The 7729-nt window shown below is 37.3% G+C and carries 7 protein-coding genes; all 7 read right to left on the bottom strand.

The features are described from left to right. Positions 1-475: 475 nt before the first annotated feature. Positions 476-751, bottom strand: coding sequence for a hypothetical protein (locus U9M49_RS17330; protein ID WP_180317025.1), 276 nt, complete (start codon positions 749-751; stop codon positions 476-478). 581 nt (positions 752-1332) lie between these two features. Then, positions 1333-2364: a S66 peptidase family protein gene (locus U9M49_RS17325; RefSeq protein ID WP_322910275.1), complete on the bottom strand. Its 1032-nt coding sequence runs from the start codon at positions 2362-2364 to the stop codon at positions 1333-1335. Between the two features lie 17 nt (positions 2365-2381). Beyond that, positions 2382-3197, bottom strand: a complete 816-nt coding sequence (locus U9M49_RS17320) for a lipid II flippase Amj family protein (protein ID WP_322910274.1) — start codon at positions 3195-3197, stop codon at positions 2382-2384. A 140-nt stretch (positions 3198-3337) separates the two neighbouring features. Continuing rightward, positions 3338-3625, bottom strand: coding sequence for a DUF4190 domain-containing protein (locus tag U9M49_RS17315; RefSeq protein ID WP_095370958.1), 288 nt, complete (start codon positions 3623-3625; stop codon positions 3338-3340). A gap of 10 nt (positions 3626-3635) precedes the next feature. After that, the gene (locus U9M49_RS17310; RefSeq protein ID WP_322910273.1) at positions 3636-5477 is read right to left on the bottom strand and encodes an LTA synthase family protein; all 1842 of its coding nucleotides are present in this window, start codon (positions 5475-5477) and stop codon (positions 3636-3638) included. After that, entirely contained in the window at positions 5474-7072 is a 1599-nt protein-coding gene (locus tag U9M49_RS17305; RefSeq protein ID WP_322910272.1) for an aminotransferase class V-fold PLP-dependent enzyme, read from the bottom strand. Before U9M49_RS17305 ends, U9M49_RS17310 begins: the two co-directional genes overlap by 4 nt. Continuing rightward, positions 7072-7617 (bottom strand): glycerol-3-phosphate acyltransferase, encoded by a 546-nt coding sequence (locus U9M49_RS17300; protein WP_233435322.1) that lies wholly within the window; start codon positions 7615-7617, stop codon positions 7072-7074. Before U9M49_RS17300 ends, U9M49_RS17305 begins: the two co-directional genes overlap by 1 nt. Between the last annotated feature and the right edge of the window lie 112 nt (positions 7618-7729).

The following is a 7729-nucleotide window of genomic DNA, read 5'->3' as shown; positions in this document are numbered from 1 at the left end:
TCGCGATTTCTCCTTTTTCACTACTTATCTTTGTGTTTTGTCTCTGATTAGTCGCGATTTCTCCTTTTTCGCTACTTATCTTTGTGTTTTTGCTCTGATCAGTCGCGATTTCCTCTTTTTCGCTACTTATCTTTGTGTTTTTGCTCAGATCAGTCGCGATTTCCTCTTTTATGCTACTTATCTTTAAGTTTTGGCTCAGATTAGTCGCGATTTCCTCTTTTTCGCTACTTATCTTTCAGTTTCCACTCTGATTAGTCGCGACTCCTCCTTTTACCCTACTTATCTTTGATTTTCTGGATGACTTTTGCTCATATACGCAACTTGCCCCAAGTTTTCTTTCTTTTCCTATTAGTTTTTGTCCGCAAACTCAACTTCTTAAGCAGGCAGACGATTTTTCTTTTCTGCCCCCTTGTGATTCTTCCTTTGACAACGCTCACAGCTCAGGTTCTGATATCAAGGAGACCAAATACCAAATTTACAATCCAAGGAAAGAAACAAGTAAAACAATAATAGGAAAGAGAACAAAAAACCCATTTAACCCTTGTAAAAAGATAATGAGCGGGCTCATGCTATTTTTGTTCCTAATATAAAAGAAAGAAATGATAGCTAAAATGGGGGTAAGTAATCCAAAGATGCCATAGATCTTGCCGGTTGTATCTAAAAGCTCTTGAATAATTAAAGAAGTAAGAACGATATTTACTAGCAACAACAATAAAGGAATTAGCATTTTCTGTGCTTTGTACTGCTCCACCTCTATCACCATCCTCATCGGGTCTCTTTCAACTAATAAAAAACAGCCACAAAAAAAGCAGACCTATTATCATATATAGAAGCTTATATTTACCTTTTTGTATCCAGGCTTCTATTGAATCTAGCAGAAAACTAAAGGCAAGTATGAAATATAACCAACCTGATATAAAGAGTTCAGTGTTTTTGATTCCTATCATGATATAGAATAATAGCAAAAAAGCGAGAATGAACCGTAGTATCATAAAAGCCTTGATAGGTTCTTCTTTACTTTTTTCAAAAAACAAACCCATATCCTTCACCGTCTCTCAAGTTTTTTTAATTCCTTATTCCGACGTTTCAAAAAATAATATATAAGCAAGCCTCCGATTAAGAAAAACAAGAGTGAGCCCCAAAATCCCCTTGATAAACCAGCGAAAAAATAGAAAAACACCGCATTCACTAACATCCAAAATGTAAAAAGGATAGAAAAAACCAGACCTCTCATAGTCTTATTTGCCCTTTTTGCTAACAACCAAATTCCTACAATACATTGCAATAATATAAAACCAATGAATGAACTCATCCAGTAATTATAGACTAACACTACTCCACACCATTTTCTAAGATGGCAAAGGAGCCAAGATCAGCATCAATTTGAGCAGTTGCCCCATAAGGCAAAATAAATTTTGGTTCGGTATGTCCAAAATTTAAGTTATAAAGAACGGGTACATCAGTTAAACCGTATTCCTGTAAAACGGTTAATATCACCATCTTGTATTCTTCATAGTATGCTTCATCATAAGGCTTAGCAAATACGATTCCATTTGCTGCTTTCAATATTCCTTGCGCTGCATAATTTCTGAGCCAATACTTCACATAATCAGGGGCCGTCTTATCTTCAGACGTTTCAAAAAACAAAATACTACCTTCCCAATACTCTTTCTCTGGCCAAAGAATGGTTTGCTTAGCAAATTCCAGCACTTCAATACAGCCGCCAATTAACGATCCTTGTACCTTACCGCTTCCTTGCAGGACCTCATAACCGTTATTCTTATTCATTTTTCGCCGCTTCTCTTTATTGACTTCTATCCACTCGAGTCTCTCACTCGTCCAATGCGGAGCAGGCATCAGTTCACCAATTGGAGAAGAGGAAAATAGCGTACGTTCGATGCTTTCAACCGTGTACGGATCCATCTCAACATTCTCGGCAAAGTCTGTTAAAATCGCAGGTCCATAGAAAGACGATAGCCCTGCTTTGTGACAGAATAAATGAGTAATCGTGACATCTGAATAGCCCATAAATATTTTAGGGTTTTCTTTTATCACATCAAAATCAATATAGGGCAGCAAGCGAATACTCTCTTCTCCACCAATATTGGCAATAATGGCTTTAATACTATGATCAGAAAAAGCTGCCATTAAGTCTTCGGCGCGCGCTTCGGGATGTTGATATAAATAATCTGCCCCCTTCAGGCTGTGCGGCATTGCGACGACTTCTAGTCCAAATACTTGTTCAAGCCGCCTTACCCCTTGTTCGTAACGCCATTTAATTTCTTCTTCTCCTGCACCTCCCCATGAAGGACTCACCGTTGCTACTCGGTCACCTCTTTGCAATCTTTGTGGTTTTTTCAACATATATATCCCCCCATCTGTTATATCCAACGTGCAAACCAAGCTACATAGTAAGCAGCAGGCAAGAATATGATTTGCGCTGCCAATGTGCCAACAAACTTAGAACTGACCATTGTTAATGAATAACTTTTCAAATAAATATATTTGCTTGGGTTAGTTACCACCCTATCAGCTAGTACTGAAGCTTTTGGGTCAATAAATAATGTCAGAATAATTGTTGCTACACCGTTTATGATACCCGACGACATTAACGCTGCTTGCGCATACTCTGGTGCAATAATGGAAGCATAGATAGATGATAGCACCCCTGTCGTAAACACCGCTGTGACGATTACATTCAAGCAAAATAAGCGCTTAGGAATGGTTTGTAACGTAATTCCTTTTAAATAATAGAAACGTGGGATTCTAATACATGAAAGCATACGCTTGATTCCTCGTAAATTCATATTTTTCTTTACTAATGCGGGGATTGAGCCCCGTTGTTCTGACATTTGCACGATTGCCTTTGAAAATATCAAAATAAATGTAGGGAAGAGCAATATGCCTAGCAATACACCTATTGAAGTAACACCTATTAACAGACGATACTGTTCTTCAATGAACTTCATGACATTCCCTTCAGGTGCTGCATTAATCAACTTTGCCGTCATCGGTTGCTGAATCATCGTCGAAAATCGCGAGACAATCACTAATGTACTGAACAATGAGATTGCTGTAGCAATCAACCTTACTCTTGTTCCAGCAATCCTAGTCGAGTAAGCTAAAGTCTCTATTAATGTAACGATTAATAGAAAACATGCGATCAAAAGTAATTTTGCTGTGATCAATTCTGCCATTAACTTGTTCACTCCAGCTCTTTATATTAAAAGCAATTATAAATCAAGTGGGATAAATTAACAATAAAAAATACCATCCTTTTCCTTTGGTATTTGGGCATAAAAAAAACGCTCCTTCCATTAGAAGAAGCGCATTTCCGTTAAGGCATTTCCTGTATTTCTGTCTCAAAAGTTGAATAAGCAAAGAAACCAAGTAACGCAAATAATATCCATATGACCGTAAGAATGATACCTATAATCCCGCAGATAAGGCCGGCCGTTGCTAGCGATTTCCCTTTTTCTCCTGTTTGCAGGATTTCTTTTGCTGACAACCTTCCAAATACAATACTAATAATCCCTAATAAGAAGCCGATAAATGGAACGAGCAATGAGAGAATCCCTAGAGTCAGGGAAACCACTGCTTTCGTATTTGTTTTTTGTTGTTCCATTCTTTCCCTCCTATTCTATAAACCTAAATAAATCCCCTAAAATAATTTCATCAGATAACTTAAGTTCTTTACGTACCGTTTCTAGATAAGTTTCACAGTTTTCTTCTTCAGTTAGTGATTCAGTATTCATGCTGTAACAAGCATTGTTAAGATAAGCATATTCACTAGCTACCATACTGCCATCACGAAAGACAACAGGTTTATTAGGATCTCTCGTAAAGAGGTTTTCACTAAAGTTTGTTCTTTGCTCCTCATCAATACCCATTAGTTCGAGGATAGTCGCATGAATATCAATTTCGCCACCGATTGTTTCAAATATCGCACCTTCTTCACCAGGTATATGAATAATAAGAGGAATTTGCTGCAATTGAAGATGATTAATCGGCGTCTCCGGTTGATCTAATAACTCATGCACGCCTTCTTCAAATTCTTGAGAAATCCCATAATGATCACCATAGATAACGAAAATGGTGTCTTCATACATGCCTTCCTTTTTTAACAAATCAAAGAATCTTTCAATCGCTGCATCTTCATAATTAACCGTTGTCACATAACGATTAACAACGTCAACCGACGTATCAGCAGGAGGCATTCGTTGGTCCTCACTTTCTAATAAAAAAGGAAAATGATTTGTTAATGTAAGGAAACTAGCCATATAAGGTTCAGTTAGCGTTGAAAGATGTGTGATTGATTGTTCAAAAAAGGGAATATCTTTAATACCATAGTTTACGGAATTCTCTTCTGTAATATGATAGTCCTCTTGAGAAAAATATTGATTATACCCTAAGCTCGGATACATTTGCTTTCGATTCCAAAAATTAATGCTGTTACCATGGAAAGTGGCAGCGCTATAATTATTTTTTGCTTTCAATAATTTAGGTAGAGAAATAAACTCATTTTCAGGGCGTCTAACAAAGACAGAACCACTGGATAAAGGGTATAAGCCTGTATGAATCATGAACTCTGCATCTGACGTTTTTCCTTGTGCTGCTTGCTCATATATATTTGAAAAATAATAACTATCTTCTATTAAGGAGTTAAGAAATGGGGTAATTTCTTCTCCATTGACTTTACGGTTAATGACGAAATTCTGCGTAGACTCTAAGCTAATCAATACTAAATTCTTTCCCTCAGCAAGACCAAAATAGTCTGATTTAGTATCAGGCATCCCCTGTAAATAGTTAGTTACAGGCTCAACACTTTTATCACTAGCTAATACTTTCATCATTGGTGATTGCAAACTATTAATAATGTTGAACACTTGATAATTATATAGCCCTAATGACTCAACAAGCTGTTCCCTGTCATAGTTTGCTTGAAGCACGTAGGGATTTCTCAATAATGCGAGGGAAACAGTCATCATGATTAAGACCATAGTCAAGCCAACATACTTCTTTTTATGAGGCATAGCTGGTTGCCACTTTGTTTGTTTTGTTTTTCGCCATACATAAACAAAAAAGATAATATCTAAGAATAATAGCAAATCTAAAGGCGAAATTAACTCTAACGTACTAGGTCCAAGTCCACCAACATTATTTAGCTGCATAAGGACAGATACTGTTACAAAATCAATATAGAAACGATAATATAGTAAGTTCGCATATAATAAACCAATAAGCAACACATAGGCAATTAACACGCCTATCATGGAAAAACTTTTTTTGAATATAAAAGCAAGGCCCATAAGTAGCAAGCTAATACCAATTGGATTAACGAGAAGGACGAGAAAGTCTAGCCATGTCTCGACGGTTAAATTGAAGCCTACCCATGTAACAACCACTACCTTTACCCATAACATGACAAAGAGTGCAGCTAGATAATGCTTACCAACCCAATTTATAAAGTTTTTCATCCCATTACCTTCCTACTATGAAAGCTGTCATAGACTTTAAGCAAGCGAATCATCGCATCCTCAACATCTGCCTTTTTCTGTTCCCCCATTAGTGCAATCTGAAACCAGTTTCTCTCAAGCAAATAGTTGCTTTCATAACTGACATAAACCCCTACGTGCTTCAATTGATCGCCAAACTCTCTTGAACTAATTTCTATCTCTAATTGAACAGTCAAAATACCCGGAGAATAATTTTCTCCATAAAACACTCTTAAGCCTGCCTCTACTAATTTTTGACGTACTAATTCATATAAAGCATGACTTGCATAATGATGATTCTCTATCGCTACAGATAGTGCATACAGTCCATTTGATGAATGTGTAAACGGAATACTCGCCTTGGCCTGATACACACCAATATCAAGATATTTCGGTAATTGATGATGAGGCTTGATTTGTGTTTGATGAAAAACCAGCGCTAAACCAGGATATGAACCTAAGCCTTTCCCACTTACCGCACTCGTGATATATACATTCTTTAGATGAACTGGAACAATTCCTAGCGAACTGCAAGCATCTACACATAGCTTCACATTATACTGCAGACAAAGCTGTTCCAATTCTTCTAATGGAAAAAGATAACCTGTAGATGTTTCACAGTGTACAGTCCAAATCCAGCCAATATCTCGATTGTCCCGTAACATGTTCTCTACTTCGCTTATATCTATAGGTGCGTTCCATGGTTTCTCAACTGTCGCAAAAGGTAATTTGAAACGCTTACCATGCTCAATGAGCCGGTACCCAAATTCACCGTTTGCTAAAATAAGCCCCTTCTCATTTACTATTGATAAATGGGCAGCAACCATATCATTTGCCATTGTTCCGGTACCAACAGCTATTTCGACTTCATTAGCATTAGTTAATGCGCAAAGCTTCTTTTTTAGCTTGCTCAACATAGAGCTTACTTCATGAGAACGGTGGGACACTGGCTCTCTCCCCCACGCCTCCTTTACCTTATCTGCGATCGAAACTGGACCAGGAAGGAAAAAATGTCCATTCTCTTTCGCGTTCCGCCTCAGCATTTTTTGAAAAAGCTTAGATGCTGCCTCGAAACTTTCTTTTGTTAAATACATTGGTTGGTATGGCGCTTCCTTTGTACCTACTAAAGGACCAAAGGGACGGAATCCAAGATGTCTATATAACTTTGTCTGTCTTAATGTTCCAGAAATGATAGCCATTGTATAATGCTCTTTAAGACAGAAATCAACTAAAGCTTTGCTTAACTCGTAAAATACGCGACTCCCACGATAAGGTGCTTTGATAGATAATAACCGTATCTCACATAAGGTTTCGTTTGGTGGCAGGTACGCGTCTAATTGATCAAGCTTTTCGTCTAATGAAAATGGTCTCGTCCCTTTCACAGCAATCATACCAACGACTTCATCTTCTTTTTTAGCGATAATATATGTATTAGCATCATGAAAGCGATCAATTAATTTTCTCTGTTCATTCACTCTATGTTGCGGTATTTCCTCTACAAATGTTTCATAGTTTAATTGATGAATCTGCTCCAGTTCAGAACTTTGATCTGCACGTTTATAAACAATTGCTGTCATCATTCCACTCCTCCACTTCTATGCAGCCTTACAATAATGAATAGCATAAAAAAGTATGCCGCCGCTAACATCCAACTACTTTTTATCATAAGTAGAATAGGCATGATAAAAAAACTAGTTAGTGTAGGGATAGTCAACTTCTTTGTGATGATATATAGCAGGAGAATGAGTCCACCGACGATTAGTAAACCCATTGGCAACAATACCAATGAGACAGCTAGATAGACAACAATTCCCTTTCCCCCATGGAAATGTAATTGCACTGGCCAGATATGACCACATAAGATTGCTACCACAACGCAAGCGAGTACTAGATTACTAGCTTCCCCCAAATAAATGACTACTAATAAAGGGAAAATGGTTTTGAGTGCATCAATAATCACGGTATACACAAAAGCTTTCCTACCCATCACTCTACCGGCATTACGTGCACCTGCATTACCACTTCCCTTTACTCTTATATCCTCACCATATAAAAAATGACCAATATAATAGGCCCCATTTAAACAACCACAAGCATACGCAAAAAGAACCCATAAAACCAAATTCAGGAAGGGTCACCTCTCTTTTTAACATAACTACATACCTCATATCTTAACATTATTATCCAATGTGTAGGAATACCCTAAATGTCATTTTTTACATAGGTTTTAAAAT

Source organism: Cytobacillus sp. OWB-43, assembly GCF_034651445.1.
Lineage (GTDB): Bacteria > Bacillota > Bacilli > Bacillales > Cytobacillaceae > Cytobacillus > Cytobacillus kochii.
The sequence above is the reverse complement of the archived record's forward strand: the minus strand, read 5'-3'. Positions and strand labels throughout refer to the sequence as shown.

Bases quoted from the DNA above. Each gene is read 5' to 3' on its own strand.
- U9M49_RS17325 (WP_322910275.1), bottom strand. From the start codon at position 2,364: ATGTTGAAAAAACCACAAAGATTGCAAAGAGGTGACCGAGTAGCAACG.
- U9M49_RS17320 (WP_322910274.1), bottom strand. From the start codon at position 3,197: ATGGCAGAATTGATCACAGCAAAATTACTTTTGATCGCATGTTTTCTA.
- U9M49_RS17315 (WP_095370958.1), bottom strand. From the start codon at position 3,625: ATGGAACAACAAAAAACAAATACGAAAGCAGTGGTTTCCCTGACTCTA.
- U9M49_RS17310 (WP_322910273.1), bottom strand. From the start codon at position 5,477: ATGAAAAACTTTATAAATTGGGTTGGTAAGCATTATCTAGCTGCACTC.
- U9M49_RS17305 (WP_322910272.1), bottom strand. From the start codon at position 7,072: ATGACAGCAATTGTTTATAAACGTGCAGATCAAAGTTCTGAACTGGAG.